Genomic DNA, 15,357 nt, shown 5'->3' on the forward strand with positions numbered 1-15,357 from the left:
TCGCACGGTTCCGCCACGCACCAAATCCTGTTCTGATAGCTCTTTCCTCCCGCGCCTTTCACCGAGCAATGCGATGCCGCAGATCCTGATCATCGACGACAACACCGCTGTGGCCACTGCGCTGGAGGTGCTGTTTTCGTTGCACGACATCGAGGCGCGGCACGCGCATTCGCCGCGGGCCGGATTGGCGCTGCTGGACGAGCAGGGGTTCGATCTGGTGATCCAGGACATGAACTTCACCGCCGACACCACCTCCGGCGAGGAAGGCGAAGCCTTGTTCGCCCAGATCCGTCAGCGCCACCCGGACCTGCCGGTGATCCTGCTCACCGCCTGGACCCATCTGGGCAGCGCGGTAGGCCTGGTCAAGGCCGGTGCGGCCGACTACATCGCCAAGCCCTGGGACGACACCAAGCTGCTGACCACGGTCAACAACCTGCTGGAGCTGTCCGAAGCGCGCCGCGAGCTGGAACGTCGGCGCGAGCGCGAGCGGCGCGGTCGCGAGCAGCTGACCCAACGTTACGATCTGCGCGGCGCGGTGTTCGCCGACCCCGCCAGCGAACGCGCGATCGCGCTCGCCTGCCAGGTCGCACGCTCGGACCTGCCGGTGCTGATCACCGGCCCCAACGGCAGCGGCAAGGAGAAGATCGCCGAGATCATCCAGGCCAACTCGCCTGCCAAACATGGCCCCTTCATTGCGCTCAATTGCGGCGCATTGCCGGGCGAACTGATCGAAGCCGAACTGTTCGGCGCCGAAGCCGGCGCGTACACCGGTGCCAACAAGGCGCGCGAAGGCAAGTTCGAAGCCGCCGATGGCGGCACGCTGTTTCTGGACGAAATCGGCAACCTGCCCCTGGCCGGGCAGATGAAGTTGCTGCGCGTGCTGGAAACCGGCCGCTACGAGCGCCTGGGCTCCAATCGCGAACGTCACGCCAAGGTGCGCGTGATCAGCGCTACCAACGCCGATCTGCAGACGATGATCCGCGATGGCAGCTTCCGCGAAGATCTGTACTACCGCCTCAACACCGTGGAAATCGCGCTGCCCGCCCTGGCCGAACGCCCTGGCGATATCGGTCCGTTGGCCGAGCATTTCCTGGCCGGCGAAAAACCCTTGTCCACGCAGGCGCGCGACGCCTTGCAGCGGCACGCCTGGCCCGGCAACGTGCGCGAACTGCGCAATGTGCTGCAACGTGCATCGCTGCTTGCGCAAGGCGCGCGCATCGAAGCCGGCGATCTGAACCTGCCGCGCGCAGCCGTGTCGCGCCCGGCCGCACCGGCAGCCGGCGAGCCGGATCGCGCCCGTATCGAGCAGGCGCTGGCGCGCGCGCAGGGCGTCATCGCTCAGGCCGCCGCCGAGCTGGGGCTGAGCCGGCAGGCGCTGTACCGGCGCATGGACCGCTACGGCATCACTTCGGAATGATTCCCGACATGTGGCAACGTTCCTTCACGTTCTCGCTGTTCTTGCGGCTGTTGCCGGTGCTGGCGCTGGCCGCCGCACTGCCCTGGTTCATGGCGTACTGGATGGACCGCGGCTGGCAAGTGGCCGCTGTGTCGGTGGTGGTGCTGCTGTCGGCCATGTGGTTCAGCCTCAGCCGCGCCACTGCACCGATGCGCTCGCTGTTCCGCGCCTTGGCCGGCACCACCAGCAGCTACCGCGATGGCGAATACAACTTCGGCGTGTACTGGCGCGGCAGCGACGAACTGGCGCAACTGGTGCAGGCGCACGCGGAACTGGGCGAGGTGCTGCGCGCGCAACGGCGCAATCTGGTACAACGCGAACTGATGCTCGACACCATGCTGCAGAACACCCCGGTGGCGATGCTGCTGGTGGTGGCCGGTGGCGATGGCGTGCCCCGCATCGGTTTTTCCAACAATGCCGCACGCAAGCTGTTGCACGACGGCCGCAAGCTCGAAGGCCAGCACCTGGACGACGTGCTCGCGCGCATGCCCGACGAATTGCGCGATGCGCTGGCACGTGGCGGCGATTGCCTGTTTGCGGTCCGCGAGGACGGCGATGACGAAGACGACGAGCAGATCTATCACCTGTCACGCCGCAGCTTCCATCTCAACGGACGCGGCCACGAGCTGTTGCTGATCCGCACCTTGACCACCGAATTGCGGCGCCAGGAAGTGCAGACCTGGAAGAAGGTCATCCGCGTGATCAGCCATGAATTGAACAACTCGCTCGCGCCGATCGCCTCGCTGGCGCATTCCGGCGCCGAGCTGCTGCGTCGCCAACGGACCGACCGGCTTGGCACGGTGTTCGAGACCATCGAAGAACGTGCACGTCATCTGGAAGGCTTCATTCGCGGCTACGCCCGTTTTGCCAAGTTGCCGCAGCCGCAATTGCAGACCATCGAATGGGCGCCGTTCCTTGAGCGTTTGCGGCAGCAGATCCCGTTCCAGCTGCAAGGCGCACCGACCGATGTCTCCAGCCGCATCGATGCCGCGCAGATCGAGCAGGCGCTGCTCAACCTGCTCAAGAACGCGCACGAAGCCTGCAGCGAAGCGCAGCCGCCCAACAGCGATGTCGCCGTGCGTGTCACGCGCGTGCCGCAATGGCTGCGGATCGAAGTACTGGACCGCGGCAACGGCATGAACGAGGCCGTGTTGCATAACGCACTGATGCCGTTCTACTCGACCAAGCGCAACGGCACCGGGCTCGGGCTTGCACTCACCCGCGAGATCGCCGAAGCGCACGGCGGGCGCATCTCGCTGCATAACCGCGAACACGGCGGGTTGTGCGTCACCTTGCTGCTGCCGGCGGCGGCGGCCGGCTAGTCCGCTGCAAGCAATCCCAGCGTTCAATCGCCGCGCACCGTCCCGCGCTCTTCGATCCGCGGTCGTTTCAACGCACCGCAGGCATCGTCGGCACCGCTGGTGCGGGTGGCTGCGATGGCGCCGTAATAGCCGGCTCCCACGGTGTTGTCGACGAACTGTCCGCCTTGCGACGGACATTCGCCATCGGGCTTGATCCAGTCCGAAAACGCCGCATACTTGCCCGCCCTGACGAAACGGTTGGCGGCCACGTAGGTGTTGTCGGAGGCATCGCGGGTACGCACGGCATCGCCGTTGACGTCGGTGAAGGTATTGCCTTCGATACGGTTGCCGGACGAGTGGCGCGCCAGGTAGATCGCGTGCACGAAACCCGAGGTCCGGGTGTCGTTTTCGATCGACACGAAGCGATTGCGTTCGATGCGGTTGTCGCGCGAATTCTGCAGGCGGATCGCCGCGAACGAATACGCCGCTTCGCTGCTGCTGCCGTGGACGCCGCCGATCCGTTCGAAGGTCATGTTGCGGATGATGTTGCCGCTGTTCCCGTCCGCGCCGCGCTTGCTGCTGCCCAGGTCCATCGCCATCCAGTAATTGCTGACCTTCAACCCAGTGAAGGTCAGCCGGGTGGCAGCATCGCCGCCGCCCTTCAGCGTGAACCAGGTCGCGCCACCGCGCCCGTCGAACCACGGTGGCGCGGCAGCATCGGACGCAGCGATAAAGCGAATGGCCGCCCCGTTGGCGAATGTCCATTGCACCGATTGCCGCAGATACGTGCCGGCGGCGATGACCACCTCCACCGCGCCGGTAGGCCGCTGCTCCAACAACCGCTGCTGGGCGGCAGCCAGACTCCGCAACGCGGTCGTTGCGCTGGTGCCAGCCGCCGCATCGTCGCCGTCCGGCGCCAGATACAGCCGGTAGGTCTGCGCATGGGCCGCAGCTGGCAGCAATGCCGCCAATAGCAGCAGTAACATCGCCAGCAACGCGCAACGTGGCGTTCGCATCGTGCACCTCGTGATCGGTCGTGACGGGCGTAGCCAGTGCATGGTACCGCTCCACAGTAGCTGTCCGCCCTGCAGCGACGTGCAGCCATGCCGCACGCCTGTAGAACACGCTATTTCTTGGTCGGGCGTTCCCAGCCTTCGACCACGGTCTGACGCGCACGCGTGACGCTGAGTTGCCCGGCAGGCGCGTCGCGGGTGATCACCGAGCCCGCACCGATGGTGGCCATGGCGCCGATCTCGATCGGTGCCACCAGTGCGCTGTTGGAACCGACGAAGGCGCCATCGCCGATGGCGGTCTGCGACTTGTTCACCCCGTCGTAGTTGCAGGTGATGGTGCCGGCGCCGATGTTGACCTTGCTGCCGATCACCGCATCGCCCAGGTAGGTCAGATGGTTGGCCTTGCTGCCTGCGCCCATCGTGACCTTCTTGGTCTCGACGAAGTTGCCGATATGCACGCCATCGGCCAGCACCGTGCCAGGCCGCAGCCGCGCGAACGGACCGATCTGCACCGCCCCTTCGGTCACCACGCCTTCCAGATCGCAATGTGCGCGCACCTGCGTGCCGGCGCCGAGCGTCACATCGCGCAAGCGCACGAAAGGACCGATCACCACGCCATCGCCCAGCGTCACATCGCCTTCCAGGATCACATCGATGTCCAGCTGCACGTCGCTGCCCACCATCACCGTGCCGCGCTGCTCCACGCGTGCCGGGTCGGCCATGCGCACGCCCTGCAGGCAGAGCGCACGGGCGGCACGCAGCTGCCAGGCGCGTTCCAGCTGCGCCAGTTGCCAGGGATCGTTGGCGCCTTCCACATCCTGCGCGTCGGCCACATGCACCATGTCGGCCGGGGTGAAATCGGCGGCGGCGCTGGCGAACACGTCGGTGAGGTAGAACTCGCCCTGCGCATTCTCGTTGGACAGACCGGCCAGCCAGCGGCGCAGCGCCGTGGACTCGGCAGTGAGGATGCCGGTGTTGATGGTGCGGATGCGGCGCTGCTCGTCATTGGCGTCCTTCTGCTCGACGATCGCGGCGACCTTGCCTTCGGCATCGCGCAGGATACGGCCATAACCGGTGGGATTGGGCACATCGGCCACCAGCACTGCCATGCGTCCGGGTGCATGCAGCAACTGCAGCAGGTCCTGCGACTGGATCAGCGGTACATCGCCGTACAGCACCAGCACCGTGGCCGTATCCGGAATCGCATCCATCGCCTGCTGCACCGCATGCCCGGTGCCCAGTTGCTGACGCTGCTCGGCCCAGTGCAGATCGCTCTGCGCGGCAAACGCCGCCTGCACCCGATCGCCACCGTGTCCGTGCACCACATGGATCGCTGCCGGCTGCAGCTGCCGCGCGGTTGCGATCACATGTGCCAGCATCGGCTGGCCCGCCAGCGGCTGCAGCACCTTGGGCAGGGACGAGCGCATGCGCTTGCCCTCGCCCGCGGCCAGGATCACGACGTGCAGGGGCAGAGTCATCGAAGCGTTCCAGAACGTGGGAGAACCGAATTCTAGTCGCTGTCCCGGCAGTGCGTCGTGTCCTGCCTGCAGCATGCTCGACGATGACACTTTTCAAGCGCCGCTGCCGTTAGCATGAGCGCCCTTCCACGATGACCCGGCCTGCATGAGTCTGTTCCGCCAAGGCAGCCAATTCATGATCATTGGCGCCCTGCAGCTGGCGGTGGACTGCGGCATCTTCATCGCCGCCACCGCAGCCGGCATGCCGGCCGTCCCTGCCAATCTGCTCGGGCGGATCAGTGGCGCAGTGCTGGGCTTCTGGCTCAACGGCCGCTATACCTTCGCCCAGGAAGGCGGCGCACGTCTGGGCTGGCCGCGTTTTCGCCGCTTTGCGCTGATGTGGCTGGCACTCACGCTCATCAGCACCTGGCTGTTGTCGGCAACGGTGGATCTGGTCGGCCTGCGTCAGGCCTGGCTGGCCAAACCGCTGGTGGAAGGCGGCCTGGCGATCGTGTCGTTTTTCCTGGGCCGGCACGTGGTGTATCGCTGAGCGCGCGCACCGAGGCCCGTGCAGTTTTGGACCGCGCGAATCAGCGGCAGAAATCGCCCAGGCTGCGCACCAGTGCGGCGCGATGCAGCGCATCCAGCTGCCATTGCGCGGCGTAATGCGCTGCGGCACGCGCGGTGCTGGTCGGGCATTGCGGCGCTGCACGTGCCGGCGCGACATCGGCCAGTGCGTCGAGCAATTCGCCCTGCAGTCGATCCAGACGCGTGCGCAGGCTCGCCAGATCCGGACGCGCCGTGTCCGGCGCGCGCCCGCGTTCGCGCCATTGGTTCAACAATGCGTACTGCACCGACTTGTTGGCCTCCATCTGCGCGGCGAAGAAGCGCGCCGCATCGTCGGCATCCATCCCGTGCGCAAGCGCCTGCTCGCGCACGTTCTGCAGCACCGCCGCCTCACGAGCTTGGTCCAGCACCGGCTTGCCACTGTCCCACTTGCTCAGCGCGACCGCGTCGCCGATCGCGTTGCGTTGCACGATGCGGTCCAGCAGCAGATCCAGCGGCGGCTGGCTGCGTGCCGGCAGCGCACATCCCAGCATCGCCACGGCCAGCAGGCCGCTCAGCGCATAACCACGAAAGCCATCGATCGTGCGGATCATCGGGTGTTCCTCGACATGCATGAGTCAGATGCCGCGCCACCTGCAGCCGGCGGCACAGCGCAAGCCACGCAGTGTGCCTGCTGTGGCCAAGCATGGAAGCCGCGCCACGCATGCGCAGCTCCAGAAACGAAAACGCCGACACGAGGGTCGGCGTTTTCACTCCACACCTGCGTGCGGCGATGCATCGGGTATCGCGTCTGCGAGCGCTACCAAGAGCGCACAAGCCCGCGTGCTTAGTGCTTGAGGGTGCGACGCAGGCGTTCCAGTGCCTGCAACTGCACGGTCGCCTCGGCCAGCCGGCGCTGCGCATCGGCCACATCGACGGTGTCGCCACGGTTGGCCAGCAGACGCTCTGCCTCTTCCTTGACCTTGCGCACGGCGGCTTCGTCGATGTCCTGCGCGCGGACCGCGGTGTCGACCAGCACGGTCACCACCTGCGGCTGCACTTCCAGGATGCCGCCGGAAATGGCGAAGTCCAGCTGTTCGCCGCTGGCGGTGGTGACCACCACCTTGCCCGGCTTCAGGCGCGTGATCAGCGGTGCGTGCTTGGGCGCGATGCCCAGCTCACCCAGCTCGCCGGTGGCCACGACCAGCGTCGCCTCACCGTGGAAGATTTCCTTCTCGGCGCTGACGATGTCGCAACGGATAGTGCTCATGGTGCCTCACTCTGTGAGGCGGGGAATCGGGAATCGGAAATCGGGAGTCGGGAAGAGCGGCTGGCTGCACGCTTTTCCTCTTCCTGTCGATTCCGACCTACCGATGACCCGCCTTTACGATTCCCGATTCCCGATTCCCGATTCCCGATTCCAGCCGCATAGCGGCTGGGATCCATCAGGCCTTGGCGCTCATCTTGTTGGCTTTCTCGACGGCTTCTTCGATGCTGCCGACCATGTAGAACGCCTGCTCCGGCAGGTGGTCGTACTCGCCGTCGCAAATCGCCTTGAAGCCGCGGATGGTGTCTTTCAGCGAGACGTACTTGCCCGGCGAGCCGGTGAACACTTCGGCCACGTGGAAGGGCTGGCTGAAGAAGCGCTCGATCTTGCGTGCGCGCGACACCGACTGCTTGTCTTCTTCGCTCAGCTCGTCCATGCCCAGGATCGCGATGATGTCCTTCAGTTCCTTGTACTTCTGCAAGGTCTGCTGGACGCGCTGGGCGGTGTCGTAATGCTCGTGGCCGATCACCAGCGGGTCCATCTGGCGGCTGGTGGAATCCAGCGGATCCACCGCCGGGTAGATACCCAGCGAGGCGATGTTACGGCTCAGTGTGACGGTGGAATCCAGGTGGGCGAAGGTGGTCGCAGGCGACGGGTCGGTCAGGTCGTCCGCAGGCACGTAAACGGCCTGGATCGAGGTGATCGAACCACTCTTGGTCGAGGTGATGCGTTCCTGCAGCACACCCATTTCCTCGGCCAGGGTCGGCTGATAGCCGACTGCCGACGGCATGCGGCCGAGCAGCGCGGACACTTCGGTACCGGCCAGCGTGTAGCGGTAGATGTTGTCGACGAACAGCAGCACGTCCTTGCCCTTGCCGTTCTCGTCCTTTTCGTCGCGGAAGTATTCGGCCATGGTCAGGCCGGTCAGCGCCACGCGCAGACGGTTGCCCGGCGGCTCGTTCATCTGGCCGTACACCATCGCGACCTTGTCCAGCACGTTGGAGTCTTTCATCTCGTGGTAGAAGTCGTTGCCCTCGCGGGTACGCTCGCCCACGCCGGCAAACACGGACAGACCCGAGTGCGCCTTGGCGATGTTGTTGATCAGTTCCATCATGTTGACGGTCTTGCCGACGCCGGCGCCGCCGAACAGGCCGACCTTGCCGCCCTTGGCGAACGGGCACATCAGGTCGATGACCTTGATGCCGGTTTCCAGCAGCTCGGTGCTGGAGGACTGGTCTTCATACGACGGCGCAGTGCGATGGATTTCCCAATGGTCCGATGCCTGTACGTCGCCGGCTTCGTCGATCGGACGACCCAGCACGTCCATGATGCGGCCCAGCGTTCCGGCGCCGACCGGCACCGAAATCGCACGCTCGGTGTTGGTGGCCAGCAGATTGCGCTTCAGGCCGTCGGTGGAGCCGAGCGCAATCGTGCGCACCACGCCATCGCCGAGCTGCTGCTGCACTTCCAGGGTGATTTCGGTACCTTCGACCTTCAACGCGTGATAGACCTTCGGCACTTCATTGCGCTGGAATTCGACGTCGACGACCGCGCCGATGATCTGAACGATCTTGCCCTGACTCATTTGGATAACTCCACTAATGTCTGTTCGATTCTTGTGTCGGGAATAGGGAAGCGGGAGTCGGGAATGGGAAGATCAAGTGCTGCTGCTTCGACCATTCCCGATTCTCCATTCCCTATTCCCGGCTATACGGCGGCCGCGCCGCTGACGATTTCCGAAATTTCCTGGGTGATCGCAGCCTGACGCGCCTTGTTGTAGACCAGTTGCAAGGTGCCGATCATCTTGTTGGCGTTGTCGCTGGCGGCCTTCATCGCCACCATGCGCGCGGCATGTTCGGAGGCCACATTTTCCAGCACGGCCTGGTACACCAGCGACTCGATGTAACGCGTCATCACGTGCTCCAGCACGGTCGCGGCATCGGGTTCGTACAGGTAATCCCAATCGTGATGGGCCACCTTGTGCTCGGCGGCCGGCAGCGGCAGCAGCTGATCGAAGCTGGCCTTCTGCGTCATCGTGTTCACGAAGCGGTTGTAGACCAGATACACACGGTCCACCTTGCCCTCGACGAAGGCATCCAGCATCACCTTGATCACACCGATCAACTGCTCGATCTGCGGACTGTCGCCCAGATGGGTGACGCTGCCGACCATGTTGACCTTGATGCGACGGAAGAACGCCGAGGCCTTCTGACCGATGGTCACCACGTCGATCTCGGCGCCGGCGTCCTGCCACGGGCGCACTTCGCCCAGCATCCTGCGGAACAGGTTGTTGTTCAGACCGCCGGCCAGGCCGCGGTCGGAAGAGATCACGATGTAACCGACCCGCTTGACCTGCTCACGCTCGACCAGGAACGGATGCTGGTAGTCGGTGCTGGCCTGCGCCAGATGCCCGATCACCTGCTTCATCGCCTGCGCGTACGGACGCGAGGTCTTCATACGGTCCTGCGCCTTGCGGATCTTGGAGGCCGAGACCATTTCGAGCGCGCGCGTCACCTTGCGGGTGTTCTGCACGCTCTTGATCTTGGTTTTGATTTCGCGTCCGCCTGCCATACTCGCTCGCTTCGCTCGCTTAGTGGGAATGGGGAATCGTGAATCGGGAATTGGCACAGCCAACCCGCCTTGACGATTCCCTATTCTCGATTCCCGATTCCCGATTCCCGCAGCTGGATTTACCAGCTGCCCGTGGTCTTGAACTCTTCGATGCCCTTCTTGAAGGCAGCTTCGATGTCGTTGTCCCAGCCGCCGGTGGCGTTGATCTTGGAGATCAGCTCACCCTGGGTGTTGGCGAAGTGCGCGTGCAGGCCTTCTTCGAACGCCAGCAGCTTGTTGACCGGCACTTCATCGAGGTAGCCCTCGTTGACGGCATAGATCGACAGCGCCTGGTTGGCGATGGACATCGGCGCGTACTGCTTCTGCTTCATCAGCTCGGTGACGCGCTGACCGCGTTCGAGCTGCTTGCGGGTGGCTTCGTCCAGGTCCGAGGCGAACTGCGCGAACGCCGCCAGCTCGCGGTACTGCGCCAGCGAGATACGGATGCCGCCGGACAGCTTCTTGATGATCTTGGTCTGGGCCGCACCACCGACGCGCGACACCGAGATACCGGCATTCACGGCCGGACGGATACCGGCATTGAACAGGTCGGTTTCCAGGAAGATCTGGCCGTCGGTGATCGAGATCACGTTGGTCGGCACGAACGCGGACACGTCGCCGGCCTGCGTTTCGATGATCGGCAGCGCGGTCAGCGAACCGGTCTTGCCGGTCACCGCACCGTTGGTGAACTTCTCCACATACTCCTCGGACACGCGCGCAGCGCGCTCGAGCAGGCGGGAGTGCAGATAGAACACGTCGCCCGGATAGGCTTCGCGGCCCGGCGGGCGCTTGAGCAGCAGCGAGATCTGGCGGTAGGCCACGGCCTGCTTGGACAGATCGTCATACACGATCAGCGCGTCTTCGCCGCGGTCCATGAAGTACTCGCCCATGGTGCAGCCGGCGTACGGGCTGATGTACTGCATCGCGGCCGATTCGGACGCGGTCGCAGCCACCACCACGGTGTGCGCCAGCGCGCCGTTCTCCTCGAGCTTGCGCACGATGTTGGCAACGGTCGAGGCCTTCTGGCCGATCGCCACGTACACGCACTTGATGCCGGTGCCCTTCTGGTTGATCACCGCATCGATCGCCAGCGCGGTCTTGCCGGTCTGACGGTCGCCGATGACCAGCTCGCGCTGGCCGCGGCCGATCGGGATCATCGCATCGACCGACTTGTAACCGGTCTGCACCGGCTGGTCGACCGACTTGCGCCAGATCACGCCCGGCGCAACGCGCTCCACCGGTGCGGTCTGGGTGGCGCCCAGCGGGCCCTTGCCATCGATCGGCTCGCCGAGCGCGTTGACCACGCGACCGAGCAGCTCCGGACCGACCGGCACTTCCAGGATGCGGCCGGTGGTCTTGGCCACGTCGCCTTCGCGCAGGTTCTCGTAATCGCCCAGCACCACGGCGCCGACCGAATCGCGCTCCAGGTTCAGCGCGAGCGCGAAGGTGTTGTTCGGCAGTTCGATCATTTCGCCCTGCATCACGTCGGCCAGGCCGAAGATGCGCACGATGCCGTCGGACACGCTGGTCACGGAGCCTTCGTTGCGCGACTCTGCGGACAGCTTGACCGCCTCGATGCGGGTCTTGATCAGGTCGCTGATTTCGGAGGGGTTGAGCGTGGTTGCCATCGTTCAGTCCTAGGTGCCGGCCGCGGGGGCCATGCGTTTATGTGAATTCAGTGGGCGAGCGAGCTTTGCAGACGTGCAAGCTTGCCCTTCAGCGAGCCGTCGATGACCACGTCGCCGGTGTCGATCACCGCGCCGCCGATCAACGAGGCATCCACCGCGGTGGTGATGTCCACCTCGCGGCCGAAACGCTTCTTCAGCGCAGCAGCGATCGTGTCCAGTTCCGCCTGGCTCATTGCAGCCGCCGAGGTCACCGTCGCCTTGACGACGTGTTCGGCGTCGGCCCGCAGTTGTTCGTACAGTCCTGCCACTTCCGGCAGCAGCGACAGCCGCTGCGCGTCGGCCAGCAGGCCGAGGAAACGCAGATAGTCTTCGCTCGCCTGCGGCGGTGCCAGCAACGTCACTGCCTGATCCTGGCGCAGGGCCGGGTTGAGCAGCAGCGTGGCCACGCGCGGGTCGCCGGCCACCTGCGCCGAAAACGCCAGCGCATCGGACCAGGGCGCGAAGTTGCCGCCCTCACGCGCGATCGCAAACGCGGCGCGGCCGTACGGACGGGCAAGTGTGAGGGCCTGACTCATCGATTAAATCTCCGCCGCCAGCTCGTCGAGCAGCGCCTTGTGGGCGTTGGCATCGATTTCGCGCTTGAGCAGCTTCTCGGCACCGCTGACGGCCAGCACGGACACCTGCTTGCGCAGTTCCTCGCGGGCACGCGTGGCGGACGCGTCGATCTCGGTCTGTGCCAGATCCTTCTGGCGGTTGGCTTCGGCAATTGCCTCGTGCTTGGCCGCTTCGATGATCTGGTTGGCGCGCGCATGGGCCTGATCGATGATCTCGTTGGCCTTGGTGCGTGCGTCCTTCAGTGCTTCGTTGACCTTTTCCTGCGCCTGCGCCAGATCCTTCTGACTGCGATCGGCCGCAGCCAGACCTTCAGCGATCTTTTGCTGACGCTCTTCGATCGCCTGCAGCAGCGGCGGCCAGATCTTGGTCGCGACGATCCAGATCAGACCGGCGAAGGCCAGCGCCTGGGCAAAGATGGTAAGGGTGATATCCATGGGTCGCTCAATCGCTGTTTAGGGGTGAAAGCGCCACCGCAGGGCGACGCTTTCCGACCTTCATCCGCGGAGGCAACCGCACGCGGTTGCCTCCACATCCTGCTACCGCTGGATCAGCCGGCAGCCTGCGACAGACGTTCGATGAACACCTGGGCCAGCGGGTTGGCAAAGGCGAACAGCAGGCCGACCGCGACGCTGATGATGAACGCGGCGTCGATCAGGCCGGCGGTGATGAACATGCGGACCTGCAGCACCGGGATCAGTTCCGGCTGGCGTGCGGCCGATTCCAGGAACTTGCCAGCCATGATGGCCAGACCGAGGCCGGCACCCAGCGCGGCCAGGCCGATCATGATGCCGACGGCGAGGACGGTGGAGCTCTGGACTTGAGCGAGGTTGGTCAGGACGGCGAGGTACATGGTGATCTCCGAACGAAAGTTTCTAAGGGTGATGGATGAATCGGGATGAAGCAGATGAAGGGTGCAGCAAACTCAGTGACTGTCTTCGGCAAGGCTCAGATACACGATCGACAGCATCATGAAAATGAAGGCCTGCAGCGGAATCACCAACAGGTGGAACAGCATCCAGCCGAGGCCGAATACGCCGCCAGCGACCATGCCGGCGATGCCCGCACCGCCCAGCACCCAGATCAGCAGGAAGACGATCTCGCCGCCGAACATGTTGCCGAACAGTCGCATCGCCAGCGAAATCGGCTTGCTCAGCCACTCGACGATGTTCAAGAGCAGGTTGAACGGCATCATCCACTTGCCGAACGGCGCCGTGAGGAATTCCTTGGTCATGCCGCCCACGCCCTTGGAGCGCAGGGAGAAGACGATCATCAGGAAGAACACGCTGATCGACATGCCCAGGGTGGCATTGACGTCGGCGGTGGGCACCGGCTTCCAGGCGTGGATGCCGGCCCAGCCCAGCGGGATGGCGATGAAATCGGCCGGGATCATCTTGATGAGGTTCATCAACAGGATCCAGAAGAAGATGGTGATCGCGATCGGCGTCACCAGCTTGCTGCTGCCGTGATAGGTGTCCTTGGCCTGGCGGTCGACGAACTCCAGGCAGATCTCGACGAACGCCTGCCACTTGCCCGGCACGCCGGCGGTGGCATTGCGGGTCGCCGTCCAGAACGCGAAGACCATCACCAGGCCCATCAACACCGCCATGACCAGGGTGTCGACGTGGATGGTCCAAAACGTGCCGCCACCCTCGCGAACCGGATAGATCAGGTTCTGCAAGTGATGCTGGATGTAGGAGGTAGGTGTTGCTGCCTCGCCCGCCATGTGTCCGGAGCCCTTTAAGTTCGAATCAACGCCTGGCCAGAGCCAGAACCTGAAAAATCAGCCCGATGGCGATACCCGCCAGCAAGGCCAGAGGAGGCAGCCGCCACAGGCCGAAGCCAAGCGCCAGCGCCACGAAAACCAACACCCACTTCAACACCATCGCCAGAATCAGCCGGACCATGGCAATGCCGGCTGCCTGAATACCGCCACCTAGCGCGGTACGTGCTGCCACCCAACCGCCCAGCACCGTTGCAAACCCGGTCAATGCCAGACCGGCAGAGTAACCGGGACCGACCAACAGCAACCCCAGACTGGTTATAGCTACCGCAGCAAGCGGATATACCGCGGCGCGCAGCATCAACCGCCGACCCGCGTCAACGGAGTTCAGCACTACGGTTACCTTACGTGTAATGGGTGGGAAGCGCAGATGCGCCTCGTCGAGCCGCGAAAGTATAGCAATGGGACAAATTGCGAGACAACCGGCAGAGGTCATCAGTTGCTGCGTCGCACCATACAGGGGTTGCCGCAGCGGGTGGGAACTTTGCCACAAACCGGCGGTCATAACCCGCGAGGCCTGCACATCCTCGTCGAAAGGTCCTGCCGCAGGTCGCGTATGGGAGCCCCGGAGCACCGGGGCTCCTGCTTTTTACGCATTTTGTCGCACCCTGCGACCTTCCCATCGGCGGTCCAATCGGCCCCATCGTGGTGCGACACTCGCCATAGTGCTTCGCAATTGGCGCCCAAATTGCGCGGCGTACGACTAAAGTCGGACTGCCTGCAGCGGCGGACCGTTTTGTCCGATTGCTATCTCGGCCTTCACAGGTTTGCGACAGCTTCTTCACTTATGGAAGACGCCGTCTTATCGAATATGCGCGGCACAGGCCGAACCGCCTGACCATTCCAAGAATTCGGAGCTCCCCATGAAACACCTCCTTGCACTGGCCATCCCGTGCGTATTGGCTGCCGCCTACGCTGCGCCGGCGCACGCCGAAGATACCGACGACCGCTTCCAGCTCCGTCTCGGCGCGATGAACGTCGACAACGACAACACCATCCGTGGCAACACGCTGGTGGCAGGCAACAACGTGTCGGTCAACGAAGATTTCAAGCTCGGCGGCAAGGAATGGGAGCCGCGCGTCGATGGCGTGTTCCGCATCAGCACCCGTCAGCGCCTGATCTTCGATTACTTCAAGTACGACAAGGATCGCCGCGAGACGCTGACTCAGGACATCAGCGGCGGTGGCGTCACCGTGCCGACCGGCAGCTTCATCAAGGGTGAGCTGAAGTATCAGGTCGCCACCCTGGTGTACGACTACTCGGTCATCGACTCGCCGGAATTCAGCCTGGGCCTGCAGCTCGGTGCCGAGTACGCCAAGGTCGAAGCCAACGCATACGCAGATCTGGGCAGCGTCTTCAGTGGCGACGTGCTGGACGAAAGCGAAGACGGCGTTGCGCCGGTGGTCGGTATCCGTTTCACCGCGCGTCCGAGCGAGCATTGGCTGTTCAACGTGCAGGGCCAGTACCTCAACACCAGCTGGGGCAACTTCGACGATTACGACGGCGACCTGAGCCGCGCCAACGCGATTGCCGAATACCGCTTCACCAAGAACTTCGGCCTCTTCGCCGGCTACGACTGGTTCAAGCTCGACGTCGACCAGCGCGGCAGCGACGGCCTGATCGGCCTGAAGCAGGAGTTCAAGGGCCCGGTTGCAGGCGTAACGCTCGCGTTCTGATCTGCACG

At 64.3% G+C, this 15,357-nt stretch carries 16 protein-coding genes; 4 read left to right on the forward strand and 12 right to left on the reverse strand.

From position 1 onward, the window contains the following. The first annotated feature begins 73 nt into the window (after positions 1-73). On the forward strand, positions 74-1,417 hold the full coding sequence (locus tag XaplCFBP3123_RS17110) for a sigma-54-dependent transcriptional regulator (protein ID WP_104535121.1): 1,344 nt from the start codon (positions 74-76) through the stop codon (positions 1,415-1,417). Between the two features lie 8 nt (positions 1,418-1,425). Continuing rightward, positions 1,426-2,778, forward strand: a complete 1,353-nt coding sequence (locus tag XaplCFBP3123_RS17115; protein ID WP_104535272.1) for a sensor histidine kinase — start codon at positions 1,426-1,428, stop codon at positions 2,776-2,778. 23 nt (positions 2,779-2,801) lie between these two features. Here the strand turns inward: XaplCFBP3123_RS17115 and XaplCFBP3123_RS17120 are convergent, their stop codons facing one another. After that, complete coding sequence (locus XaplCFBP3123_RS17120) at positions 2,802-3,773, reverse strand: NosD domain-containing protein (protein WP_104535122.1); 972 nt, start codon at positions 3,771-3,773, stop codon at positions 2,802-2,804. A 110-nt stretch (positions 3,774-3,883) separates the two neighbouring features. Continuing rightward, on the reverse strand, positions 3,884-5,248 hold the full coding sequence (glmU, locus tag XaplCFBP3123_RS17125) for a bifunctional UDP-N-acetylglucosamine diphosphorylase/glucosamine-1-phosphate N-acetyltransferase GlmU (RefSeq protein ID WP_104535123.1): 1,365 nt from the start codon (positions 5,246-5,248) through the stop codon (positions 3,884-3,886). Positions 5,249-5,393: 145 nt separating this feature from the next. Between glmU and XaplCFBP3123_RS17130 the strand changes: the two genes are divergently transcribed. Continuing rightward, on the forward strand, positions 5,394-5,777 hold the full coding sequence (locus XaplCFBP3123_RS17130; RefSeq protein WP_016901007.1) for a GtrA family protein: 384 nt from the start codon (positions 5,394-5,396) through the stop codon (positions 5,775-5,777). Positions 5,778-5,817: 40 nt separating this feature from the next. Here the strand turns inward: XaplCFBP3123_RS17130 and XaplCFBP3123_RS17135 are convergent, their stop codons facing one another. The 10 genes from XaplCFBP3123_RS17135 to XaplCFBP3123_RS17180 all read right to left on the reverse strand — a co-directional run bounded on the left by XaplCFBP3123_RS17135 (position 5,818) and on the right by XaplCFBP3123_RS17180 (position 14,007). Next, positions 5,818-6,387 carry a chorismate mutase gene (locus XaplCFBP3123_RS17135; RefSeq protein WP_104535273.1) on the reverse strand — a complete coding sequence of 190 codons (570 nt, stop codon included), beginning with the start codon at positions 6,385-6,387 and terminating at the stop codon, positions 5,818-5,820. 233 nt (positions 6,388-6,620) lie between these two features. Next, the gene (locus tag XaplCFBP3123_RS17140) at positions 6,621-7,043 is read right to left on the reverse strand and encodes a F0F1 ATP synthase subunit epsilon (RefSeq protein WP_102596686.1); all 423 of its coding nucleotides are present in this window, start codon (positions 7,041-7,043) and stop codon (positions 6,621-6,623) included. A 175-nt stretch (positions 7,044-7,218) separates the two neighbouring features. Continuing rightward, positions 7,219-8,625: a F0F1 ATP synthase subunit beta gene (gene atpD, locus XaplCFBP3123_RS17145; protein WP_104535124.1), complete on the reverse strand. Its 1,407-nt coding sequence runs from the start codon at positions 8,623-8,625 to the stop codon at positions 7,219-7,221. A 122-nt stretch (positions 8,626-8,747) separates the two neighbouring features. Beyond that, on the reverse strand, positions 8,748-9,611 hold the full coding sequence (gene atpG / locus XaplCFBP3123_RS17150; RefSeq protein WP_104535125.1) for a F0F1 ATP synthase subunit gamma: 864 nt from the start codon (positions 9,609-9,611) through the stop codon (positions 8,748-8,750). A gap of 119 nt (positions 9,612-9,730) precedes the next feature. Beyond that, entirely contained in the window at positions 9,731-11,278 is a 1,548-nt protein-coding gene (gene atpA / locus XaplCFBP3123_RS17155) for a F0F1 ATP synthase subunit alpha (RefSeq protein WP_104535126.1), read from the reverse strand. 47 nt (positions 11,279-11,325) lie between these two features. Beyond that, positions 11,326-11,853 carry a F0F1 ATP synthase subunit delta gene (locus XaplCFBP3123_RS17160; RefSeq protein WP_104535127.1) on the reverse strand — a complete coding sequence of 176 codons (528 nt, stop codon included), beginning with the start codon at positions 11,851-11,853 and terminating at the stop codon, positions 11,326-11,328. A 3-nt stretch (positions 11,854-11,856) separates the two neighbouring features. Beyond that, positions 11,857-12,327 (reverse strand): F0F1 ATP synthase subunit B, encoded by a 471-nt coding sequence (locus tag XaplCFBP3123_RS17165; protein ID WP_016901014.1) that lies wholly within the window; start codon positions 12,325-12,327, stop codon positions 11,857-11,859. A gap of 113 nt (positions 12,328-12,440) precedes the next feature. After that, positions 12,441-12,743 carry a F0F1 ATP synthase subunit C gene (atpE, locus tag XaplCFBP3123_RS17170; protein WP_002814105.1) on the reverse strand — a complete coding sequence of 101 codons (303 nt, stop codon included), beginning with the start codon at positions 12,741-12,743 and terminating at the stop codon, positions 12,441-12,443. A gap of 72 nt (positions 12,744-12,815) precedes the next feature. Then, on the reverse strand, positions 12,816-13,616 hold the full coding sequence (gene atpB / locus XaplCFBP3123_RS17175; RefSeq protein ID WP_016901015.1) for a F0F1 ATP synthase subunit A: 801 nt from the start codon (positions 13,614-13,616) through the stop codon (positions 12,816-12,818). Positions 13,617-13,641: 25 nt separating this feature from the next. Further along, positions 13,642-14,007 carry a hypothetical protein gene (locus tag XaplCFBP3123_RS17180; RefSeq protein WP_104535274.1) on the reverse strand — a complete coding sequence of 122 codons (366 nt, stop codon included), beginning with the start codon at positions 14,005-14,007 and terminating at the stop codon, positions 13,642-13,644. Positions 14,008-14,536: 529 nt separating this feature from the next. Here XaplCFBP3123_RS17180 and XaplCFBP3123_RS17185 point away from each other — a divergent pair. Beyond that, positions 14,537-15,349, forward strand: a complete 813-nt coding sequence (locus XaplCFBP3123_RS17185; RefSeq protein WP_172453340.1) for a hypothetical protein — start codon at positions 14,537-14,539, stop codon at positions 15,347-15,349. Positions 15,350-15,357 lie beyond the last annotated feature (8 nt).

This window comes from Xanthomonas arboricola pv. populi (genome assembly GCF_002939945.1).
GTDB classification, from domain to species: Bacteria; Pseudomonadota; Gammaproteobacteria; order Xanthomonadales; family Xanthomonadaceae; genus Xanthomonas; species Xanthomonas arboricola_A.

Bases quoted from the DNA above. Each gene is read 5' to 3' on its own strand.
- XaplCFBP3123_RS17185 (WP_172453340.1), top strand. From the start codon at position 14,537: ATGAAACACCTCCTTGCACTGGCCATCCCGTGCGTATTGGCTGCCGCC.
- XaplCFBP3123_RS17165 (WP_016901014.1), bottom strand. From the start codon at position 12,327: ATGGATATCACCCTTACCATCTTTGCCCAGGCGCTGGCCTTCGCCGGT.
- atpG (WP_104535125.1), bottom strand. From the start codon at position 9,611: ATGGCAGGCGGACGCGAAATCAAAACCAAGATCAAGAGCGTGCAGAAC.
- XaplCFBP3123_RS17110 (WP_104535121.1), top strand. From the start codon at position 74: ATGCCGCAGATCCTGATCATCGACGACAACACCGCTGTGGCCACTGCG.
- XaplCFBP3123_RS17135 (WP_104535273.1), bottom strand. From the start codon at position 6,387: ATGATCCGCACGATCGATGGCTTTCGTGGTTATGCGCTGAGCGGCCTG.
- XaplCFBP3123_RS17130 (WP_016901007.1), top strand. From the start codon at position 5,394: ATGAGTCTGTTCCGCCAAGGCAGCCAATTCATGATCATTGGCGCCCTG.
- XaplCFBP3123_RS17140 (WP_102596686.1), bottom strand. From the start codon at position 7,043: ATGAGCACTATCCGTTGCGACATCGTCAGCGCCGAGAAGGAAATCTTC.
- XaplCFBP3123_RS17120 (WP_104535122.1), bottom strand. From the start codon at position 3,773: ATGCGAACGCCACGTTGCGCGTTGCTGGCGATGTTACTGCTGCTATTG.
- XaplCFBP3123_RS17160 (WP_104535127.1), bottom strand. From the start codon at position 11,853: ATGAGTCAGGCCCTCACACTTGCCCGTCCGTACGGCCGCGCCGCGTTT.
- atpA (WP_104535126.1), bottom strand. From the start codon at position 11,278: ATGGCAACCACGCTCAACCCCTCCGAAATCAGCGACCTGATCAAGACC.
- atpB (WP_016901015.1), bottom strand. From the start codon at position 13,616: ATGGCGGGCGAGGCAGCAACACCTACCTCCTACATCCAGCATCACTTG.
- atpD (WP_104535124.1), bottom strand. From the start codon at position 8,625: ATGAGTCAGGGCAAGATCGTTCAGATCATCGGCGCGGTCGTCGACGTC.
- glmU (WP_104535123.1), bottom strand. From the start codon at position 5,248: ATGACTCTGCCCCTGCACGTCGTGATCCTGGCCGCGGGCGAGGGCAAG.
- atpE (WP_002814105.1), bottom strand. From the start codon at position 12,743: ATGTACCTCGCCGTCCTGACCAACCTCGCTCAAGTCCAGAGCTCCACC.
- XaplCFBP3123_RS17115 (WP_104535272.1), top strand. From the start codon at position 1,426: ATGTGGCAACGTTCCTTCACGTTCTCGCTGTTCTTGCGGCTGTTGCCG.